21 protein-coding genes are annotated in these 21889 nt (G+C 52.0%); 2 read left to right on the forward strand and 19 right to left on the reverse strand.

Features of this window, described 5'->3' with window-relative positions; genetic code table 11:
• Window positions 1-137: 137 nt before the first annotated feature.
• The 6 genes from AC50YG_RS06790 to AC50YG_RS06815 all read right to left on the reverse strand — a co-directional run bounded on the left by AC50YG_RS06790 (window position 138) and on the right by AC50YG_RS06815 (window position 7194).
• Window positions 138-902: an ATP-binding cassette domain-containing protein gene (locus AC50YG_RS06790; protein ID WP_494825675.1), complete on the reverse strand. Its 765-nt coding sequence runs from the start codon at window positions 900-902 to the stop codon at window positions 138-140.
• Window positions 903-913: 11 nt separating this feature from the next.
• Entirely contained in the window at window positions 914-1702 is a 789-nt protein-coding gene (locus AC50YG_RS06795) for an ABC transporter permease subunit (RefSeq protein WP_056035890.1), read from the reverse strand.
• A gap of 27 nt (window positions 1703-1729) precedes the next feature.
• Entirely contained in the window at window positions 1730-2791 is a 1062-nt protein-coding gene (locus AC50YG_RS06800; RefSeq protein ID WP_494825678.1) for an ABC transporter substrate-binding protein, read from the reverse strand.
• Between the two features lie 56 nt (window positions 2792-2847).
• The gene (locus AC50YG_RS06805; RefSeq protein WP_494825680.1) at window positions 2848-3957 is read right to left on the reverse strand and encodes an iron-containing alcohol dehydrogenase family protein; all 1110 of its coding nucleotides are present in this window, start codon (window positions 3955-3957) and stop codon (window positions 2848-2850) included.
• Between the two features lie 317 nt (window positions 3958-4274).
• Window positions 4275-4928 (reverse strand): hypothetical protein, encoded by a 654-nt coding sequence (locus tag AC50YG_RS06810; RefSeq protein WP_494825681.1) that lies wholly within the window; start codon window positions 4926-4928, stop codon window positions 4275-4277.
• A 124-nt stretch (window positions 4929-5052) separates the two neighbouring features.
• Entirely contained in the window at window positions 5053-7194 is a 2142-nt protein-coding gene (locus AC50YG_RS06815; RefSeq protein ID WP_494825683.1) for a methyl-accepting chemotaxis protein, read from the reverse strand.
• Between the two features lie 390 nt (window positions 7195-7584).
• Here AC50YG_RS06815 and AC50YG_RS06820 point away from each other — a divergent pair, with 390 nt between their 5' ends.
• Together AC50YG_RS06820 and AC50YG_RS06825 are read left to right on the forward strand one after the other, a co-directional pair.
• A complete protein-coding gene (locus AC50YG_RS06820) occupies window positions 7585-8031 on the forward strand; it encodes a GNAT family N-acetyltransferase (protein WP_494825684.1) in 447 nt (148 codons plus the stop codon).
• 237 nt (window positions 8032-8268) lie between these two features.
• On the forward strand, window positions 8269-8508 hold the full coding sequence (locus tag AC50YG_RS06825) for a DUF6953 family protein (protein ID WP_445933793.1): 240 nt from the start codon (window positions 8269-8271) through the stop codon (window positions 8506-8508).
• Window positions 8509-8607: 99 nt separating this feature from the next.
• On the opposite strand, the gene thiD is transcribed toward AC50YG_RS06825, so the two are convergent.
• The 13 genes from thiD to AC50YG_RS06890 form a co-directional block, all read right to left on the reverse strand.
• Window positions 8608-9456, reverse strand: a complete 849-nt coding sequence (gene thiD / locus AC50YG_RS06830) for a bifunctional hydroxymethylpyrimidine kinase/phosphomethylpyrimidine kinase (RefSeq protein ID WP_494825687.1) — start codon at window positions 9454-9456, stop codon at window positions 8608-8610.
• Window positions 9457-9672: 216 nt separating this feature from the next.
• The gene (thiO, locus tag AC50YG_RS06835; protein WP_494825689.1) at window positions 9673-10782 is read right to left on the reverse strand and encodes a glycine oxidase ThiO; all 1110 of its coding nucleotides are present in this window, start codon (window positions 10780-10782) and stop codon (window positions 9673-9675) included.
• A gap of 33 nt (window positions 10783-10815) precedes the next feature.
• The gene (locus AC50YG_RS06840; RefSeq protein ID WP_341281233.1) at window positions 10816-11595 is read right to left on the reverse strand and encodes a thiazole synthase; all 780 of its coding nucleotides are present in this window, start codon (window positions 11593-11595) and stop codon (window positions 10816-10818) included.
• Between the two features lie 5 nt (window positions 11596-11600).
• Window positions 11601-11798 (reverse strand): sulfur carrier protein ThiS, encoded by a 198-nt coding sequence (thiS, locus tag AC50YG_RS06845; RefSeq protein ID WP_494825691.1) that lies wholly within the window; start codon window positions 11796-11798, stop codon window positions 11601-11603.
• On the reverse strand, window positions 11798-12427 hold the full coding sequence (thiE, locus tag AC50YG_RS06850) for a thiamine phosphate synthase (protein WP_341281231.1): 630 nt from the start codon (window positions 12425-12427) through the stop codon (window positions 11798-11800). Before thiE ends, thiS begins: the two co-directional genes overlap by 1 nt.
• 28 nt (window positions 12428-12455) lie before the next feature.
• Window positions 12456-13469: a ThiF family adenylyltransferase gene (locus AC50YG_RS06855; RefSeq protein ID WP_494825693.1), complete on the reverse strand. Its 1014-nt coding sequence runs from the start codon at window positions 13467-13469 to the stop codon at window positions 12456-12458.
• A 20-nt stretch (window positions 13470-13489) separates the two neighbouring features.
• Complete coding sequence (locus AC50YG_RS06860; protein WP_494825695.1) at window positions 13490-14542, reverse strand: ABC transporter substrate-binding protein; 1053 nt, start codon at window positions 14540-14542, stop codon at window positions 13490-13492.
• 80 nt (window positions 14543-14622) lie between these two features.
• Window positions 14623-15390, reverse strand: a complete 768-nt coding sequence (locus AC50YG_RS06865) for an ABC transporter permease (RefSeq protein WP_494825697.1) — start codon at window positions 15388-15390, stop codon at window positions 14623-14625.
• Window positions 15387-16283: an ABC transporter ATP-binding protein gene (locus AC50YG_RS06870; protein ID WP_494825699.1), complete on the reverse strand. Its 897-nt coding sequence runs from the start codon at window positions 16281-16283 to the stop codon at window positions 15387-15389. Before AC50YG_RS06870 ends, AC50YG_RS06865 begins: the two co-directional genes overlap by 4 nt.
• Window positions 16280-16951, reverse strand: a complete 672-nt coding sequence (gene tenA, locus AC50YG_RS06875; protein WP_494825701.1) for a thiaminase II — start codon at window positions 16949-16951, stop codon at window positions 16280-16282. The genes AC50YG_RS06870 and tenA overlap by 4 nt, the downstream gene beginning before the upstream one ends.
• Before the next feature lie 510 nt (window positions 16952-17461).
• The gene (locus AC50YG_RS06880; RefSeq protein WP_494825703.1) at window positions 17462-18802 is read right to left on the reverse strand and encodes an acetylornithine deacetylase; all 1341 of its coding nucleotides are present in this window, start codon (window positions 18800-18802) and stop codon (window positions 17462-17464) included.
• Between the two features lie 351 nt (window positions 18803-19153).
• Entirely contained in the window at window positions 19154-21034 is a 1881-nt protein-coding gene (gene htpG, locus AC50YG_RS06885; protein WP_473758038.1) for a molecular chaperone HtpG, read from the reverse strand.
• A 146-nt stretch (window positions 21035-21180) separates the two neighbouring features.
• Window positions 21181-21825 (reverse strand): hypothetical protein, encoded by a 645-nt coding sequence (locus tag AC50YG_RS06890; protein ID WP_494825705.1) that lies wholly within the window; start codon window positions 21823-21825, stop codon window positions 21181-21183.
• Between the last annotated feature and the right edge of the window lie 64 nt (window positions 21826-21889).

Here is a 21889-nt window from a genome sequence, read left to right on the forward strand (position 1 = left end):
CTATGAAATCCTTTCATTTTCCTTCTTCTTCCTTTATCGGCTGTAAAACCTTTGAAATGAATATAAAAAAGGACAAAGACTTAGTTCATATGAACTAAGTCTTTGTCCTTAGGTTGCAGCAGTCCGTTGACCGCTGTTTATATCGTATAGCTGACCTTCTTCTGCAGCGGTATTTCCTCTTTGCCAAGCACCTTATTTAGAATAAGGTTTTCAAAATATATAAATCCGCTGTCCCGGTTGCGCGGCCGGTCTAGCGTAATTCGCTTGTCGAGGGAGATGATGCCTTCCTCAATCAAAATAACCCTGTCTGCCAGCGCAACGGCCTCGCTCACATCATGCGTGACGAGAACGACCGTGAAGCCCTGCTCCAGCCACAGCCGTTCAATCAGCTGCTGCATTTCAATGCGCGTCAACGCATCGAGCGCGCCCAGCGGCTCATCCAGCAGCAGCAGGCGAGGCTTGCTTGCCAGCCCCCGGGCCAGCGCAACCCGCTGCTTCTGCCCGCCGGAAAGCACATGCGGCCATTCGCCTGCGCGGTCCGCAAGCCCAACTTGCGCCAGCGCTTCCGTTGCCTTCGCCTTATCCTTGCCGGGCGTGCCGATCCGCACATTGTCCAGCACACTCTTCCAGGGCAGCAAGCGCGCCTCCTGAAACAGTACGCGAATATCTGTCCCTACGCTTTGCTGTTCGCCGCTACCGAGCAGCAGCGTGCCCTCCGTCGGCAAATCCAGCCCGGCGATCAGCCGCAACAGCGTGCTTTTGCCACAGCCGCTGCGGCCGACGATGGCGACAAATTCGCCACGGTCTATTTTCAGATCAACGCCCTTTAGCACCTCCTTGCCCGCAAACTCCTTGCGTACCCGGCTTAACTGGAGCTGTGCCCCTTTGCGGCTATCGGTCATGTCATCCCCTCCTATGCTTTCGCACGGCTGTAATTCGGATTCCACTGGAGCAGCCGCCTCTCAAGTATTTTCGCAATGCTGTCGGACAGCTTGCCAAGCAGCGCATAAATGATGATGCTCAGCACCGTCACATCCAGCTGCATAAACTCGCGGGCATTCATCGCCATGTAGCCGATGCCGGAATTCGCTGCTACCGTCTCCGCTACGATGAGCGTCAGCCACATAATGCCGAGCGAATAACGGACGCCGACCAGTACCGAAGGCAGCGCTCCCGGCAAAATCACTTCTTTATACAAGTCGAAGCCCCGCAGCCCATACACCTTCGCCATCTCAATCAGACCGCGGTCAATCGAGCGAATGCCATGAAAGGTGTTGAGATAGATGGGGAAAAAGACGCCCAGCGCGACCAGCAGCAGCTTCACCTCTTCGCCAATGCCGAACCAAATAATAACGAGCGGAATGAGTGCCAAATGCGGCACATTACGCAGCATTTGAATCGACGAATCCATCACGATTTCCGCTCTTGAGGAAAAACCGTTAATAAGGCCCAGCAGGAAACCGATTCCGCCGCCAATGAGAAAGCCCAGTATGGCACGACGGGCGCTGATTGCAATATTTTCAGCCAACTGGCCGCTCTTGATGGAAGTGATCAGCTCCTCAATGACCTGCAGCGGCTGCGGCAAAACGTTAGCGGCGATAATGCCCGTAACCGTCAGCACATGCCAGGCGATTAGCAGCAGAATCGGCAGCAGCCATGGCGTGAAGGAGGATGTCCAGAAGCTGTAGGATGGTTTTCGCAAAATATAGCTCTCCTTTCAGGACCCGAATTATTTCAGTGCGTCCGCAAAAGCGTCGCTCCAGATCGTCTTCACATCAACCGGATTTTTAAGCAAATCGACCTTTTGCAGCGTATCGGCAATGTCCTGCTGGGAAGCAATCGCTTCATCCGATGGCGGCAAAATCGTCGTCGGCTGCTGCGCTTCTCCGTCCTTCAGCGTTTGGAGCGCCTGCTCCACAGGCTGCTTTGTATTTTCAGCTACAATGCCTGCCCATTTCTCCTGATTCGCACGAATCCATTCATTGTACTGATTGAGCCTGTTCAGGAAATCCGCAATCGCTGCATGCTTGCCCGGATCTTCAATCGCTGCCGGATTTGCTTCAATCGGGAAGTTGCCGGATAAAATATTCTGGGCAGACGCCAGCGTCGTTGCGCCATTTTGGCGTGCCGATATGACCGCGTTGCCGTAGCTAGCCAATGCATCCACGCTGCCGCCGATCAATGCGCTGAGCCCATCGGAGGTCGACAGCGCTACAGGCTCAATGTCCGTCCAGCTAAGCCCCGCTTCTTCAAGCATTTTAAGCAGAAAATAATGCGCGGTTGTGCTGCTGACGTAAGCTACCTTTTTGCCCTTCAAATCGGCTACGGATTTCACCGTCGAGCCTTTTGGAATAAGCAGCTCCTGCTGGAGCGTGCTGGATTTTTGAATGGCAATAATTTTAAAATTGCCGCCGTTTGCGGCCTGTGCTGCAAACAAGGGCGGGATTTCGCTCGTCAAGGCGACATCCAAATGTCCGCCTGCCATGGCCTCCAGCTGCAAATTGCCGCCTTGGAAGACGCTGAATTCGATTTTGTAAGGCGTAGCATCGAGTCCAGCTTCCTTGAAGCCAATCTTTAGATTTTCCCAGCCCGTCTGACCGATGTTCAGCGTGACTTTGCTCAAATCCGGCCCGCCTTCCGCTGCCGGGCTGCTGCTTTCAGAAGCTGCTGCTGGGCTCGCCGATGCTGCTCCTGTGTTCGTCGTCCCCCCTGTATTGCCGCATGCTGCGAGCAGGCTCGCTAAGATGATTGCTATGCTTAAGCCTAGCCACTGTCTCTTTCTGTTCTTCACGGTTGTTTCCGCCTCTCTAGATCTCGTGTGTAAGGTTTCCCCTTATTGCGTGCCTTTTATTGCGAAGCAGCAGCTGCCTTGCTTCTAATGCGCTGCCCCAGCTGGTCCGCTGCAATAATCGCCTCAGCGATTGCCGCCGGATGAACGGCGAAAGGCAACTCGGCAGCTTTCGCTCCAGCAAGCGGCACTTTACCTGCAATGTCATAAGCGATTTTATCCGCGTTTTCTTCAAATCCGAGCTGCGCCAGCGTAACCGGCAGGCCGAGCGCATCCAGCTTCGCAGCAAGCCGCTCCGTCTCCGCGGCCGTTTGCCCTTGCAGCAGCGTGTGGGCAACGAGCCCAAACGCGACCTTCTCGCCATGCAGCGAGCCATGCGTTTGCGCAAACTGCGTCAGGCTGTCGTGGATGGCATGGGCCAAAGCGCCGCGTGCGCCTCCTGCCGATACGGTGTTCACTTGTCCGGCCAGCCAGACAATCGCGTGACTCACCTCATGGAATGCGGGTGTCACGATGCCGTCGCCCGCGTTCGCATACGCCTGCTGCGCATAGCGGTCCAGCACCTCAACCGCAAGCTCCGACGTTTTGACGCCAAGCCGTACATCAAGGTCGGCCGGAACCTTTTTCACATTGACGACCGTCTCGTTCCATTTCACATACGTATCGCCTATGCCCGAAGCGAGGTAGCGCTTAGGTGCAGCAGCAAGCGCCGCCGTATCCGCAAGCACCAGCTGCGGGGATTGCTTCAGCGGCAAGTAGCCTGCCGAGCGCCCCTCCTCGTCGTACAATACGGTGAGCGCTGACCATGCCGCGCAGGTTGCCGCAATCGTCGGCACCGTCACGCTCGGCACATTAATCCGCTGCGCAACCGCCTTCGTCAAATCCAGCACCCGACCGCCGCCAATTCCAACCAGCACGTTGATATCCTGGCTCGCTGCCAGCTCCGAGTAGGCTGCGATCTGCTCCGTTGTTACCTGGCCGGAAAAACGATGCACCTGATAAGTGACATCGACCGCATTTAGACTGGCAAGCAGCGGAGCCGCTGCTTCAAGCGCTTTTTCCCCGCCGATTATAAAGAGCTTGCTGCCGATTTCTGCAATTTTCGCTCCACCTTCTGCCCATGCATTCGGCTCGTTTACATATTGATTTGGTGCTTTTACTTGTACCATTTGTTTGCGGGCCCCCTTGTTTGTAATCAGCTGCACACACACACACACAGCACTTTATACTCATTATTCATAGTTGTTTACTTGTATTTAGGCAAGTATAGGTTACCCCTAGCTAATCGTCAATCGGCATCAGCCCAGAAATAATCTATTAGTCGATTATAAAAATCTATAATCGCGCGAACGCTTTTGCCAGCGAAAAAAAATGCAGAACGGACATCGTTGCTGCTTTAGCAACGGCCTGTTCTGCATCTTTTCCCCTTTACGGCTCATTCGTTTCTATACGATCTGTCTAGAATGCCCCGCGACCATAACGAGCGTCACTTCTCCATCTGCTGCCTTAACTCGGGATACTCCCGTTCGAATGTTTTCACCATTACATACAGCTGGAGCCCCCTTGCCGCCCGCATCGCTTCCTCCGCCAGCTCAATTGCCCTTGGCCGATTGCCCTGTTTATACTCCATGTAAGATAGCAGAGACTGCTTCATCCATGCTTTAGAGATTCGGTTTATATGATTGTGTGCCTCAGCGAACTCTCTTCGCTCGATGTCATAATAAGCTTGATAATAATGCCTATATTCCACCGGCTGAATCCACTCAATTTCGTGTGAAACATTTTGAATATCTTTGTTATAGTGAGCTTGGAGCGTCTTGAACAGCGCCTGTTTATTTTTTTGCTTGTACTGCTTGAGCAGCTTCGCCATCGTCTCTTCAAACTCGTCATCCAAACGATTGGCTACCGTGTAGTTGATATAATAACTGGGTATGCTGCGGTTCGCGAGCAGAAACCTCTCGATTTTCACCAAGTTTCTCGTCCCTAAAATCGTATAAAATAACGGGCCCAGTGTGACAGCCAAAAACGTTAAAAATATAATGACAATCGCTGCTGGCCCATCAAACTTTAAATAATTCAATAGAAAAATGAGCGGAATCGCGACCACTATATAAATCAATGTTCTTTTCACAAATCTCATTGCTTGCTCCCCTTTATGTCCTTTTCAAGGCTGCTCCAATTCTACCATCCTACTCTAGCAAAATACAAAAAAAGGATAATGCTCATACTGTCTGCACAGCCCGAGCATTATCCATGATTCCGCGCTATCCAGCCTTCGTTTGCTGTGTGTCCTCGCTGCTCAGTACGAAATGGCTGAGATCATCCTGCAGCTGCTGGGCCATATCGCGCAGCGCTTCCGCCGATGCTTGAATTTCCTCCATCGACGCAAGCTGCTCCTCCGTAGCTGCGGCCATCGTTTCCGCCTCATCCGACGTTTTATTCGAGATGTTCGCTACCTCGCCAACCGATGCCGTGACCTCTTCCATGCCTGCGGAAATTTCCTCGGCGGCTGCCGACACTTCCTGAATTTGATCGCTCATCGAGCGAACCTCATGCAAAATATCGCCAATCGTCGTATTTGCCTGCTCAATAGAGGCAAGACCAGAAGCCGTCTCCGATTTCATGTCGCTCATCGCCTTCACATTCTCGCTCACCAGCGTCCGAATATCTCTGACCAGCTCAGATATCGTCTGCACCGACTCGCTCGTCTGCTCGGCCAGCTTGCCCACTTCGGAGGCTACGACGCTAAAGCCCCGGCCATGCTCGCCAGCTCTCGCTGCTTCGATATTCGCATTCAGCGACAAAAGCTGCGTCTGCTTGGCTATTGCCATTACCGCTTGCACGATTTGGCCAATTTGCGCCGAATGCTCATCCAGCTTGGAGACGACCTCGCCCGAACGAACAGCCGATGCTTGAATACTGTTCATTTGGCGTACCGTCTGTCCAAGCTGCTCTTCGCCTACTTGAGCGTTGCCCGTCACCTTGACCGCAGCGTCCGCCACTTCTGAAGCTGCTTCGGCGATGCGAGTAATGCCAACCGCCATTTCATTCATCGCTTTCGACGTTTCATCCGCCGATACGCGCTGTACGTCCGTTCCTTCCGATACCCCCTGAATCGACTCGGCAATTTGCTTCATCGCCAGCGTCGATTCATGTGAAATGGCTGTAAGCTCCTCCGACGAAGCCGCTGCCTGCTCAGATACGATCTGGTTTCTCCGCAACAGCCCATTCAAGGAGCGAATCATTTCATTAAATGACAGGCCGACCTGACGCAGCTCATCCCGCGTTTCCAAATTGAGTTCTTTGGAAAAGTCGCCTTTCGCCATTGCATCCGCACGATTACGGAGTGCGGCCACCGTTACCATCACATTACGGTAGAAAGCCACGTAGAAAATAGCCACGAGCAGCAGGGACAGAACCGTCAAGCCAAGCAGCATATTTCGAGTCGCCGTCAGCTCATCGATGCGCTGCTGGAGCACCTGCTCAAGCTCTGTATTCACCTGGACATAAAAGTCGTTTAAAACACCAATCGACGCCGTTCCCGACTTGAAAAACTCCGCCCCATCCATGGTCAAGTTAGAGCCGTTAAGGACACCTGTATTAAGTAGTGCCACAAAGCTTTTGAGCGATGTAGCCGTCATCGCGCCACTTTTCTCCAATGACGGTATCAGTGTCTCGTTCCAGCCTAAAGCGCTGCTCAGCGACTTATTCATATTCGTCAGAGAATAATTAATCATTTCCGCTTCCAAACGAAGCTTGATTTCTTCGTCATCCCCCATTGCTTTGCTGGTAAGCACACCATTGCCTTTGCCGCGAATAATCGCCGCATGCTCCATGAGCGCAGGAATTTGCTGCACGAACATTGAACCCAAATAATAAGAATCCATCTGCGTATCAAGGGACAGGCCCGATTCATCAGAGAGCTTAATCATAATATTAGTTAAATCTAAAACAAGCGTGGAATGGTTGTCAAAACTGTCATCAGCCTTCATCGTAGCGTTGCTCGAATCCAACTGTGTCCACTGCTGCTTCCAGGTCTCCCACAGCTCCTGCGCCCCAGCCATATTTGACGCTTTTATCGCTGGGTCTATCGTTTGAATCAAGCCCGCAATTTCCTGTGATTTGGCATCTACATCTGCCTTGGCATCAGGATTTCCATTCAAAAAGCCGGATGATAGCCCACGGTGCTGCTGCACTTGGAGCATAAGCGGCATTATATCTTTAATATAAGCCACGCCGTCATGTTCTTTTTGAATATACTCAATGTTTCCTTGCTGCTCGCTAACCCATAGAACAAGCAGCAAGACCAGCGGGATCATAAACAGAGCACTAACGACCATGAACTTCTGTGCATACTTCAACTTGGACATAATAGCTGTGAAAGGACTTAATAATTTAAAAAACATGAGACCCACCCGCCTATTTATTTAATTACTATTCATGAATAGAAATATCGGTTATAGACGGTCAAATGTTTAGTAAAACTTAAGGAAAAGTCGCAGTGGGTGGAGATTCCTCCCTCATTTTGACAAATGTTGATGCAAGGCTTACATCAGACAAGGAATCAATGGGATAAAGTGTTAACCTGTGACATCCGATTGTTATGCCTAGCTTTAACTTCCTTAATAAAAAAGGATATCTTAAATAAGAAACGAATAGCCTACGTTAGAGTTTTTAATTTCGAGAGGAGTGATGTGGTATGAACCATAGCCATGTTGCTATTTTTTTAAGGAAGGTTACGAAATAATCGTAGAGGTGGAATTCCTCTGCGGAGTAAAATTTGGGAGGAATTTCGTATGGCAGTTGTATTAAAGCCAGTGTCTATTGAGAATTGGTATGAATGTACCCAGCTTAAAGTTAAGCCAGAGCAGCTTATTGTCTTTCCTGCACCTGTGGTTTATTGGATTGCAGAATCAAAATATGTGGATGATTTTGAATTGCGTGCTATTTACTCAGAAGAAGTCTTAGTCGGATTTCTCGTGTTTTGTACGAAACCAGATAAGGATGATAACTATTGGATTCCTGCCATAATGATTGACGAAACGCATCAAGGCAAAGGTTATGGTAAGGCAGCAATGGAAGCTTTGATTCAATTTATGAGTATTTCACATGGTATAAGAATAATGATTGGACATCGACCAGATAATCGAATTGCGGGAAAGTTATATGAATCTTTAGGGTTTAAAAAAGTTAGTGAAGAAGTAATAGATGGTGAAATAATACGTCTGCTTCAAACGGTTTAACCATTTGCATGGACTGTCGGCAACTGTCGGCAGTCTTTTATGATGACAGAAAAAATTAATTTTTTTAAAACTTAGCTTCTGACATGATGCTAACAGCAGTTGGATGAACGGCTCATCGAAGTGACCGGCACCGCCGTTTATGTGGATGCTTTTGAAGTAAGCCTGAAGTAAATTTGGCATATGCGCTGCCGTTGATTATAATAGTGGGCGAGAGCTGTGAAATAGAGAGGAAGAGATATGTTGAGCCATACCGCACAGGATGTAGCCGATTGGATGCTCGGAGAGCTGAAGTTTGCCGGCATTCTTCATCAGGAGAAGGCCGTTGCCCATATTACAGAGCATTTTGGAGAGCAGTTCATATACGTGAATGAGCAAGGGAATACGTCGATCGACAAGGAAGTAAAAAAAGCGTTCAAAAAAGGCCATGGCGGCAAGGCAGCCTGGGACCGTGAAGGTTTTTTCTGGGGCTGGACTTAGCCGGTAGACGCAGCTAAACAACAGATAGGCAGCAAGTACGTAAAAAAAGCTATGCAACCTTCGGTTTGAACACAACCGGAAGCCGCATAGCTTTTTCTACTATAGGGGAGCTTTCATTGCCCGCTTGCTGCGCTGGTACGCCCAGTGGTTCGTCGGTCCATGCCCGCCGCCAATTTGAATGCCGTCCTCGATGGCTGCTTGAATAAACGCTTTCGCTTGGCGCATCGCCGCTTCCATATCCGCTCCTTCGGCAAGTCCTGCCGCAAGCGCCGCCGAAAAGGTACAGCCCGTGCCATGCGTGCGGGCCGTTGCAACGCGTTTGCCTGCCAGCTCGGTAAAGCCGCTGCCGTCATACAGCAGATCGATAGCTTCCTCGCCCGTATCGTGGCCGCCTTTAATAATAACGTAGCCCGCTCCATATCCAGCGAGCCGTTTCGCCGCTTCCCGCTTATCGTCCGCCGTGACAATCGTAATGCCCGTCAGCTTCTCCGCTTCCGGTATGTTCGGCGTAATCACCGTCGTTACAGGCAGCAGCTTGTCCGTCATCGCCCGGATAGCTTCCTCTTGCAGCAGCGAGGCTCCACCTTTGGCGATCATAACCGGGTCTACGACAACATTTTTCCAGCCAAGCTCGGCAATCGTTGCGGCAACAGCCGTAATGATCTCGCTATTGAACAGCATGCCCGTCTTCAGCGCATCGACGCCAATATCCGAACCGACCGAATGCATTTGCTGCACAACGGCTTCCACGCTGAGCGGAAATACACCCTGCACACCAAGTGTATTTTGCGCAGTAATCGCGGTCACCGCGGACATGCCGAATATGCCAAGCTCCTGAAAGGTTTTCAGATCCGCTTGAATGCCCGCCCCGCCGCCGCTGTCCGAGCCCGCAATCGTCAAAGCAGTCGGGACGCTGCGTGGTGCCTGCCCATTCTCATGTACGCTCATGTTTTGCTCACGTCCCTCTCTTCATCAAATACAGAACCAAGGTGAAACGGCTGTCGCCGCCCTTCGGCGGCGCGGCGCGTTTCACTCCGAGAAATATAAGCCTAATGATAAGTAGGAAACTTATAAATGCTTATATTTTAGATCAAACGCTTGTCCACCGATTCTCGGTTTCGCAGATTTCCACTTCCAGCTCCAGCTCGCTGTACCTATCTCTGCCTAGCTGAAACGCTCAGGAGCGAATGCCCGCATGAAGTCCGGCAGCTTCTTGCCTTCTACGCTATCAGCCACGAGCTGTGCTGTAACCGGACTGAGCAAAATCCCATTGCGGTAATGCCCTACCGCCATCACGACGCGGCCCGATTGCGCGAGCGCACCAAGCAGCGGAAAACCATCCTGCGTGGATGGGCGAAGGCCTGCCCAGGTGTGGAACGGCGTCCACGTTTCGAGAAACGGGAAAGCTTGCTTGTTCCATTTTCGCAGGCGCTCAATACCCTTCTCCGTAACGGTCGTCTCGAATCCAGCTACATCCTCAGAAGCGCCGCATACGAGCGTATTATTTTCCTTCGCTACGAGATAGCCTTGATTGCAAAACACCATATGATGAACGGGCTTTTCCTCCGCCATATAGGCGCAAATTTGTCCGCGAATCGGATAGACCGGAATGCGAAGGCCAAATGCAGCTTCCAGCTGCTGCGCCCAAGCTCCCGAGCATACAACGAGCCGGTCCCCTTCAAAAACACGCCCGTCTGCCGATTCCAGCACGACCGAGCTCTGCCAGTCCTTAATCGCAACCTGCTCCAAATGCTCATGAATGTGAACATCCATCAAGCGGCAGGCATCCTCCAGCGCTTTAACATAATGCGGCGCATACAGATGGCTTTCCTCCGGCGTATACAGCGCTGCCCGCACCTTGCCTGACAGCTTCGGCTCTAGCCGAAATACGTCGCCCCCCTCAAGCAGGCTGCCCGATGAACCATACTCCCGCTGCCAGCGCAGCCTGCCTTCAAGCGCCAAAATATCCGCATCATGGTAAGCGATATACATGCTTCCAGATTCGGTATATTCGAATGGCAGGTCGGAAACCTGCTTCACGCGATCTGTAAAGGAAGGATACAGCCGCAAGCTCTGCGTACATAAGCGAAAAAAATCATCCGGTCCCTCTACATTTTCCGAAAAAGGAGCCAGCATCCCCGCAGCCGCTCCAGAAGCTTGTCCCCCGCAGCTGCCAATTTCCAGCACCGTCACCTGATGGCCGCGGCTGCGCAGCTCGAACGCACAGGATAAGCCAATAATGCCGCCGCCCATGATTACAATTCGTTCTCCCATGTCCTAACCAGCTTTCCTTGTTGAATGATGCTGTTATTTCAGCTTAAACTCCTCGTAACCGCTGCTTGCTGAAGCATAACGCTTCTTCGAAATGCGGCCGGACAAATAAGCCAGACGGCCAGCTTCGATGCCGAGCCTCATGGCCCGCGCCATACCTGCCGGATCCTTCGCCTTCGCAACCGGTGTATTCATCAGCACGCCCGCCACGCCAAGCTCCATCGCCTGGGTCACATCGCTGACCGAGCCAAGCCCGGCATCGACGATAATCGGAACCTTCGCTTCCTCTACAATAAGGCCCAAATTATAAGGGTTCAAAATGCCAAGGCCCGTCCCAATCGGAGCCGCTCCCGGCATAACAGCCGCAGCGCCCGCTTCCTCCAGCCGCTTGCAAATGACAGGATCATCCGACGTATATGGAAGGACGGTGAAGCCCTCTTTTACGAGAATTTCCGTCGCCTTCAGCGTTTCAATCGGATCAGGCAGCAGCGTGCGCTCATTGGCGCTAATTTCGACCTTAATCCAGTCGCTGAGACCCGAAGCCCGCGCAAGACGTGCAATCCGCACCGCTTCCTCCGCCGTGCTTGCCCCTGAAGTATTCGGCAAATATTGATACGACTTTCCTTGCAAATGCTGAAGAATTGAATCGTCCTCGGTCGCCTCCAAGTTAATGCGGCGAATAGCGAACGTCAGCACCTCGGCGCCTGACGCCTCAATCGCCTCCCTCTGTACATAAGGGCTTGGGAAAAGCCCGGTGCCGATAAAAAATCGGGACGTTAGTTCATGGTTGCCAATATGCCATACATCCGGTTTCATTCGCTTTAGCCTCCTCCTACAAAATGTACAAGCTCGATTTTCATGCCTTCGCGAACCTCGGTTGCTCCCCATTGCTCCTGGGTCAGCACCGCTCCGTCAGCTTCAACGACAACCGGCTTGCTCGCGAGGCCAAAATGGGCAATGACCTCTTCAATCGTCTTCGCTGCCAGCTCCTGCTTCACGCCGTTAATGACTAGTTCCATTACGACTCTCCCCATTTATCCAGCTTGTCTAGAAAAGAGCGGCAGGTGCCGGAAATATCGCTGCTGCCAACAATTTCGCTAACCGCACAAATGCGCGTCGCGCCAGCTGCAATCACTTCATCCACATTGCGCAGCTTAATGCCGCCGATTGCGACAAATGGAATTTTCACCTTATCCGCTACCTCGCGCACGTATTCAACCGTTACCGGATCAACAACGTCGACCTTCGTCTTGGTTGGAAATACTGGACCGACGCCGATGTAGTCGGCACCTTGCTCCTCGGCAAGCAGCGCCTCTTCAATGGCGTGCGTGGAAATGCCGATGATTTTATCGCCCACCAGCTTGCGTGCTTCCACGAGCGGCACATCGCCCTGGCCCAAATGAATGCCGTCCGCATCCACTTCCAGCGCAATATCAATGTAGTCATTGACGATAAAGGTTACGCCATGCTTCCGGGTCAGCTCGCGGAGCGCCCGTGCTTTTTCCAAAATGGCAGGCTTGTCGCCCGACTTGTCGCGCAGCTGAATAATATCAACGCCGCCGTAAATCGCTTCCTCCATCACCTCGATCAAATCGCGGCCCGGATGAAATTCCTCGCCTGTAATCGCATATAAACGAAAATCCTTCATATTCACACAATCCCTTCGCTGTTGGCTGTTAGTTTCCGATATAACGGGCATATAAGGTTTTGGCACGGACCATATCTTCCGTCCCCTGCACAAGCACACGCCCATCGGGGAACAGCACGAGCCGCTCACCTTCCGGCAGCTCGGCTTTCAGCAAATAAGCGTTATGCGTAAGCTCCACAGCAATCGGTTCCAGCCTTTGACGCCACTGCTCCAGATTAAGCGGAGCGCCGCCAGAGATTTGCACGGTGCTGCGTCCGCATAGCGAGACTGCCGCGTCCTGCTCTGCCACCTGTAAAGCCGGATACTTCTTCAGCTGGCAGCAAGGGCATTGCTTCGCAGGCTCGCCCAGCTTCATCTCGAACGAATGATTTTGCCATAAGTCAAAGGTCATCAGGCTGTTTCTTCTTTTATCCGCAGCTCCAACCAAATATTTAAGCGCCTCTACCGCTTGGTAGGAAGCGACAATATCCACGACTGGCGAAATAACGCCGATCATATCGCAGGTCTGTCCGCCCGCATCGGCTGATTGAATAAAGCAGCGCAGACACGGCGTAGCGCCCGGCACAAGAATAGCGCTCATGCCCCGCGAGCTGACCGCCCCGCCATAGGTAAACGGAATACCGCTGCGGAAGCAAGCATCATTAAGCAGAAAACGCGTCTGAAAATTATCCGTCCCATCGAGCACGAGGTCGATATCCATCAGCAGCGCGTCGATATTTTGAACGGTGACGTCAGCAACGATCGCTTCGATCTTGATATCGGAATTGATTTTGCGCAGCTTCCTCTCGGCGGCGACCGCCTTCGGATAGCCATGCTCGACATCCTCTTCGTCGTAAAGCATCTGCCGCTGGAGATTGCTGCGCTCCACATAATCACGATCAACGAAACGGACGAGCCCGACCCCCGCTCTGACCATATGATTGGCCAGAACGGTGCCGAGCGCTCCCATTCCTATAATAAGCACAGCGCTCTCGCTTAGCTTGCGCTGCCCTGTTTCACCAATTGGCGTAAACAACATCTGTCTTGAATAGCGTTCGTCCATACGCCGTATTCCCTCCACTATTATAGGTTGCGGAATGCATCCTCAGCCTTGATTTCTTTCGTGAGTTGGCCATGCTCCTGCAACCATGAAATGACATTGCTCCACGACTCCACCGATTGACTTCCAAAAGCTTCGGAGCCGGCATCCATGAGCGGCAGCAGTACCTGCAAGCTTTGCTTCTCTATCTCGGCATCAAGCGGGTAATCTGCATTTTGCTTGTCGAGCAGCACCTGCAAGGCCTCATCCGGATGGCTCGCCGTATATTCCTGACCTTTGGCCGCCGCATCGATAAACTTCTTGAATACTTCGCTTTTGCTGGCAACGCCATCCTCGCTTGCTGTCATCACAAGCTCGTAATAATCCGGTACGCCATAGTCGGCAGGGTTAAGCGCAATCAGCTTCTCGCCTTCCTTCTCCAGCAGCAGCTTCTCGTGGTTCACATAACCTCCGATAATGGCATCGACCTTCTTCGTTGTCATGGCCGGAATCAGGTCCCAGCCCACATCGACGTAGTTCAGCCCTGACGGATCGCCGCCATCGGTTTTCACCATTGTGTTCACGTACGCTTCATCCAGCGGAATCGACGGATAGCCGATTTTTTTGCCGACCAAATCCTTTGGTGTCTTCACGCCCGACGATTCCAGCACGAACAGCTGATTCAGCGGGTGGCGCACAAGCGAAGCAACCGATACAATCGGAATTTCCTCTGCGCGGGCAACGGCTACCTGCATTTGATAGCTGATCGCCAGATCCGCTTTGCCGGTTGCAACCAGCTTAAGCGCATCATTCGTATCCGCCGGCACCTGCAGCTTTACATTGAGGCCCGCTTCCTTGAAGTAGCCCTGCTCCTCCGCCGCATACAAGAAGGTGTGCACCGCATTCGGATACCAATCGAGCAGCACCGTCAGCTCCTGCGTGCCTTCAGCCTCACTCCCCGCTTTCTTGTTATCCGAGGAGCAGCCCGCCATAATAACGAGCGTTAAAGCCAGGCAGGCTGCGATCCATGAGCTGCGTTTCCATTTGGAAGTTTTATTTTTCGTATAATGATGATTTCCTTCATTCTCCTTATACATAGACAACTTACCTCTTTCTTGTTCTATTATAGTATATAAATTGCGATAAAGCTTGAGCGGCACTCCGCCTTGGTGCCCCCTTACTGGCCTACCTTCGATTCTCTCCGATAGGATAAGCAGATTCGCTCAAGCGCCAATACGGCTAAAAATAACATAATGCCCATCGCTGACAGCAGCAGCACCCCGGAAAAAACACTTTCGCCGCGCAGCATATTCGCCGCCCGCTTTGTGTACATGCCCAGGCCCGCTTCGCCGCCTAGCCATTCGCCAAGCGTAGCGCCGCCGACGCTGATCGCCGCTGCCATTTTCAGCCCCGTGAAAAACTCCGGCAGCGCCGAAGGGATTTTCCACTTGAGGAACAGCTCACGCTTGCTTGCTCCCATCGTCCGCAGCAGCTCCCCGATATCCGGGTCCGCCGAGCGGAAGCCGTCCGCCGTATTCATCGCAATGGGGAAAAAGGTGAACAGCATGACAACGGCGATTTTGCTGCCGATTTCATAGCCAAACCACATGACCATAATCGGCGACAGCGCAATAATCGGAATCGTCTGCGAGGCGACAACGAGCGGGTACAGCGTCTTGCGCGCCAATGATGAGCTGTCGATCCAGATCGCCGACAACGTGCCGAGCACGATTGAAATCGCCAGCCCAAGCAGCGCCTCGCCTAACGTGATGACGAAATGCCGCGCCAGCAGCCCGCTGTTCTCCGCCATGGAGACGAGCACATCAGACAGCCGCGGGATAATATAATGGGGAATTTGGAATATTCGCGTTCCCACTTCCCACAATACAGCCAGCAGAAGGATGAACAGCTGGGCAGGCATATGCTTCTTGAAAAAACGCTTCATCGGCTTCCCCCCTCTAGGCTGGCCGCTGTATGTGCATGCCCGAAATGCCCCAGCAGCTGGCGTTTTAACGCCACAAAAGGCTCGCTCAGTATCGTCTCGTAGGTGCGCGGACGCGCAAGTCCCACCGGATATTCCACCAATTCGGCAACCGGCGCCTTTGCAGCAACCAGCACCCGGTCCGATAGAAGCAGCGCTTCATCTATGTCATGGGTAATAAAAACAATCGTTTTGCGATGCTGCTCCCATATTTGCAGCAGCCATTCCTGCATGCTGACTCTCGTCATCGCATCAAGGGCGCTGAACGGCTCATCGAGTAAAAAGAGCTCGCCGCCGCCCAGCAGCGAGCGAAGAAACGATACCCGCTGGCGCATGCCGCCCGACAGCTCATGCGGATATTTCGCCTCGGTTCCGGCGAGGCCGAAATCCGGCAGCAGCTCCCGCACGCGCTGGCGCGCTTCCTTCTTCGGTGTTCCTGCCAGCTCCATGCCGAGCGCGGCATTATCCAGCACTGTCCGCCACGGCATCAGGCAATCCTTCTGCGGCATATAGCCAAGCTTCGCCGCCTGCTGCTGGCGATTAACGCCGCCGATCGTAATCGTGCCGGCTTGCGGCTCCAGCAGTCCGGCCAGCAGCCGAAACAGCGTCGTCTTGCCCATGCCGCTCGCCGCCAGCACACTGACGAACTCGCCCGGCCTAATATGCAGGTCAAGCCCTTCAATCAGCGGCGGCCCGCCGGGAAAAGCATACGTCAGTCCGCTGACGCTAAGGCCTGCTGGCTCGTTGTTTTCGCTATGTGCAGAAGTGGTCGTTGCCGCTGCTTCTGCTGCTGACTTGCTTGCCCCCGCCGCCCGTTCAAGCCCCCGCTCTCCCGGCAGACCTTTATTTATGCTCACACTGGCCACTCCTCCATGCGATATGCCATATCCCAAAATAAATATTCCATCTTCGATGTTATGACAAAATGCTCCTCCAGCTTCGCAAGCTCCCGCTCCGGAAGCCCTTCTGCTAGTTGGTCCATCAGGCCAATGCACCAGTTGGTCAGCTCGCCGAACTCCTCCGAGCTGTACATAAGAATCCATTCCTTATACAGCGGATGATCCAGCGCACCCGGATATTCGGCGAAGGTTACGCCGATTTCGCGGTAGCTCCACATGCACGGCAGCAGCGCTGCTACAACCTCTGCGAGCGAGCCATTCGCCGCGACGTCGAGCATATATTTTGTATAGGCGATATTGCTTGGCGCCGGCTGCGTGCCTTCAAGCTGCTCGCGCGTAACGCCAAAACGGTCGGCATACTGGCGGTGCAGCTCCATTTCCACATGCAGCGTGGAATGATACAGCCCGGCGAATTTGACCATTGTTGCCATATCGCCAGCTTTTATACTGCCGTAGGCGAACAGCTTCGCATAGTCGATTAAATAGACGTAGTCCTGTTTGAGATAATAGATGAAGCGCTGCGAATCCAGCGTTCCTTCGCGCATTTCCACGAGAAACGGATGCTCATGGCTTTTCTGCCATACTTCGCGGCTTGCTTGATATAATCTATCGCTAAATTTGCTCATCGTGTCCTCCGGACGCCGGATGAAAAAGGGCTGGTGCGCTTCTCCAGCTCAAACCTTTCACGCAGCGAAGCCCTTTTTCATCCGGCTTTTTATTTAACAGAGAGTGATTCGCTCTCTCTTATATGCTCAGCTCGTTTATTCAAATACTTCTATGTTTAATAAAAGCTGCTGCTTTAACGCTACTTTAACATTACTCTCATTAATCCGACTTATGTTCGAGGATTGACGTTCCTCTATATCCGCGATTGGTTGATTTGGATGATTTGGTCGATTTGATCGACGATTTGGTCGTGCCAGCGGACAGGAGATCCGCTATTTCAGCGATTTGGCCACTTTAATCGTGTTCGCGGACAGTAAATCCGCTATTCCGTGATTAATGGGGACTTTATAGGCTTTTTGCTGCCAATAACTGCATCTGAGTCCGCGAACAAGGCAAAATCGTTGATTTTCGCAAATTAACGGCTTCTCTGTCCGCTCGACAACCACTCGTTACTCGTTACTCACTACTCGCTATTCACTACTCGTTACTCGTAAATCGCTAATGCCTGAGCCCTGCTCGCCGCCCTCTGCTTCCTCTTTCGGACGGTTGCACCAGTCGGCGATGAAGCCCAGTATAACTTTTATATAATAAATCAGCTCGTTGATGTCGACGCTCTCGTCCACCGCATGGGCATGCTCCAGCTGCCCTGGACCATAAATGACCGTCGGGATGCCTTCCCTGCCAATCCAGCCCGCATCGGTTACGCTTGGGCTCATGCCAACCGCAGGCAGCACGCCAAGCACTTGCTGATGGCTTTGCTCCAACGCCTTCAGCCCCGACCACTCGGGCTGAAGCTCCTGCGAAGGGAAAATCTCGCCTCGCTCCTCAATCATCGAGCGCCCTCCCCAGCGGAAGGTTGGCGGATGCTTGCGCATCCAAGGATCGCCCTGCGCCACGCCAAGCAAATGCTCTTCAATCTCCAAAGCAATCGCTTCATAATCTTCATTCGGGTAAAAATGAACCGTGATCCAAAGCGAGCAGCGGTCTGCGATAAAAGCGGCATGACGCCCGCCCTCAATGACCGCAGGGTTTATCGTATTCGAGCCGGGAGGAAAACCTTGATAAGATTTGCTCACTGCCCAGTGGCGCTCCAAATCTTGAAGCCCGGCGATCAGCTTGGCCATTTTTTCAATTGTGCTGGCTCCTTGAACGCCGCCCCCGGCATGAATCATGCGCGAACGCATGCCATCATGGAACGTCTCCGGGCTTTGCAAAGTGACCCAGCCGGTTATAACCCCGCCCTGTCCTTGAATCGCCAGCCCGCTCGTATCAGCGACGATGGCAAAATCCGCTTCACAGCCGCGCTCCATACAAGCGCGAGTGCCGGCCTCGCCCGCTTCCTCGCCAATAACGGCTTGGAACAGCAAATCCCCTTTCAGCTCCACACCGGCTTCGGTCAGCAGCTTGTTTGCAAAAAGCAATGCCGCAAGCCCGCCTTTCATATCGGCGGTTCCACGTCCATAGGCGCGTCCATCCTCCAGCACCAGCTTGAACGGATCATGCTTCCAGCCACCGCTGTCGCCCACCTCGGCGACATCCATATGCCCATTGAGCAGCAGGCTGCGATAGTGCTTGCTATCGGTGCCCCGTTTTACCGCCGTCACGTTCGGATCACCCGGGTAAACCTCCCACAGCTCCGTTGCAAAACCGCTCGCTTGCAGCTGCTTCTCCAAAAACTGCTGCGCTTCCAGCGTATTGCGTGCTGGAGGGCTGACGGTCGGATAGGCCACTAGCTCGGCTAGCAGCGCAAACAGCTCATCCTGCCGCTCATCCACCTGCTGCTGCAATGCCTCAATCCACGCTTCTGTCATTTACTTTCTCCCCTTTCCTGAAGGAAAGCAATGCTCGCAGCTCATCTAAAATCTCGCCCTAGACAAAACCACTTTTTTAAGCGGAGAAATACAAAAAAACCATTCGAGAATACACGAATGGCTAGGTTTCGTTATGTTCTCTACGCCAGCATTACCTGGATCAGATTAACGGTCAGGAAAACAAGTTCCCTATCTCAGCCAGACTTTATCCAGCACCCGCATTTCGTATGAAATTAGTTTAACTATAACGGAATACTTGAGATTAGGCAACGGTTCTATCAAAAAGAGGGCTTTCTCTAAAGCAGCTTGACGCTGCTCTAGGAAAAGCCCTCTTAAGCATGCTTGTTGCTGTTACACCATGATTTTGCACATTGCGTTCGTAAATTCAACCGGATCCTGAATTGGCAAACCTTCAATGAGCAGCGCTTGGTTGTAAAGCAGGTTCGTGTACAGGCCGAGCTTCTCTTCATCGCTGGCGAAAGCAGTTTTGAGCGACTGCAAAATCTCGTGGTTGACGTTGATTTCGAGCACCTTGTCCGCTTTCACATTTTGGCTGTCCGGCATCGCTTGAAGAATTTTCTCCATCTCGATCGACACTTCTCCTTCGGAGGACAAGCATACCGGATGCGATTTCAAGCGCTTCGAGGCGCGAACACCGGATACTTTGCCCGCGAGGATGCCCTGCATCTTCTCGAACAGCTCCTTGTTGTCAGTCGCTTCCGCCTCTGTCGGCTCCTCGCTCGGGTCCGCTTCAATGCCAAGATCGCCGCTGGACACGGATTTAAACTCTTTATCCTTGTATTTCAAAATCACTTTAATCGCAAATTCGTCGATATCGTCCGTGAAGTACAAGATTTCATACCCTTTGTCCAATACCATTTCCGTTTGCGGCAGCTTCTCAATGCGGTCGATAGATGCGCCCGAAGCATAATAGATGTACTTCTGATCTTCCGGCATGCGCTCTACGTACTCATCGAGCGATACGAGCGTTTTCTCCTTGGAGGAGCTGAACAGCAGCAAGTCCTGCAGCGTATCCTTGTTTGCGCCGTAATCGTTGTAAACGCCAAATTTCAGCTGTCTGCCGAAAGCTTTGTAGAATTTCTCATAGCTGTCGCGCTCGTCTTTGAGCAGGCTGATCAGCTGGCTTTTAATTTTGTTTTTGATGTTTTTGGCAATGAGGCTCAGTTGGCGGTCATGCTGGAGCAGCTCGCGGGAAATGTTCAGCGACAGATCCTCGGAATCAACCATCCCTTTCACGAAGCCAAAATAATCCGGCAGCAGGTCGGAGCACTTGTCCATAATGAGCACGCCATTAGAATACAGCTCAAGGCCTTTTTCAAATTCCTTCGTGTAATAATCGAATGGCGTATGCTCTGGAATGTACAGAATAGCGTTGTACACAACCGCACCATCCGCACTGATATGGATATGCTTAAGCGGCTTGTCGAAGCCATAGCGCTTCTCCATATAGAAGTTGTCGTAGTCTTCCTGCGTCAACTCGTTTTTATTTTTGCGCCAGATCGGCACCATGCTGTTGATCGTCTGCTCTTCGGAATACTCTTCGAATTCGCCTTCGGTGTCCTCTTTCGGACGTTGTCCGGCTACATCCATCTTGATTGGGTAGCGAATGAAATCGGAATATTTCTTAATGATCGCACGCAGGCGATATTGCTCCAGAAACTCGTCGTAGCTGACTTCTTCCGCATTGTCTTTGATTTTCAGCACGATTTCGGTTCCGACAGTATCCTTCGTAGCCGGCACAATGGTGTAGCCATCTGCGCCTTCGGATTTCCATTTGAACGCTTCCTCGCTGCCGAGGGCACGGCTTGTTACCGTTACAACGTCCGCCACCATAAACGCCGCATAAAAACCAACGCCGAACTGGCCGATGATGTTATGGCCGTCCTTCGCTTCATTCTCGTTCTTGAAGGCCAGCGAGCCGCTCTTGGCAATAATGCCGAGATTGTTCTCCAGGTCCTCCTTGGTCATTCCGATACCTGTATCGGCAATCGTCAGCGTGCGCGCTTCTTGATCCGCCGTTACTTTAATATAATAATCCGCCTGATTGAATACCAATTGATCATCGGATAATGCTTTGTAGTAGATTTTATCAATTGCGTCACTAGCATTGGAGATCAGCTCGCGTAAAAAGATTTCCTTCTGCGTATAGATGGAGTTAATCATCATTTCCAGCAATCTCTTCGATTCCGCTTTAAACTGTTTCTTGGCCACGAATAAATCTCCCTTCAATAATCATCATTATTAGGCTGCGTAAGGCTACGTCTAGTTTAGCACTCTTCACGCCTGAGTGCTAATCCTAATTTTTATATACCATATATGAATTTGTAATGTCAACTTATGGTTGGCATTCGCCTCGTTCATTTTCCTCCCACCCATACGTCACCAGCTTGCAGCTTGTATACAGTGTCTGCTTGTCCGCCCCATTGCTGCATCTCCACATCATAAGCTCTGCTCTTGATCCGTTTAACTTCCCGCTCCGTTCGGAATCCTGCTGCCAGATCATCCGCTAGCTCTGATTCATAATGAAACTCCGCATCGATATGAAGCTGCCAAACAAAACGCTCCACGCCTTTGATTTTGTGCAGCAGCGGAAGCTTAGCGAGACGTTCGTCTGCTTTAGCCTGCATCATCGTATTTTGCTCAAACGTATGATCATAAAAATGAAGCTGCTCGCCAATCGCCGCCACCACCTGCGAGGAGATGAAATCCGGCTCAAACAGCCATATTTTCAAATAAAAAGCTTCGTTTCGCTGCTCCAATTGCTGATGCCACGCTTCATAAATATCAATCAGCGCGGCCAGCAGCAGCCGTGAAAACCAGACAGGCGGATTACGGCGAACCAATCTATAGAAAGGGTCGATCCAAAGCTTCACATAATCCCGCTGATGATGGGAGAGATACTCCATATCCAGCCGCACATAGCGCTGCTTCCACTTCTCTATTTGCCGGACTCTGCGCTTCCAGCCTCTTATCTTGTGCTTATTCGATAACGCTTTTCCCATCCTGCTGCCCGCGCCCCTTCGCTCTTTAAGTCTTTCTATTATATCGTTTCTTCCCTTATTTGGA

The sequence above is a fragment of the Paenibacillus sp. J31R34 genome (assembly GCF_059383715.1).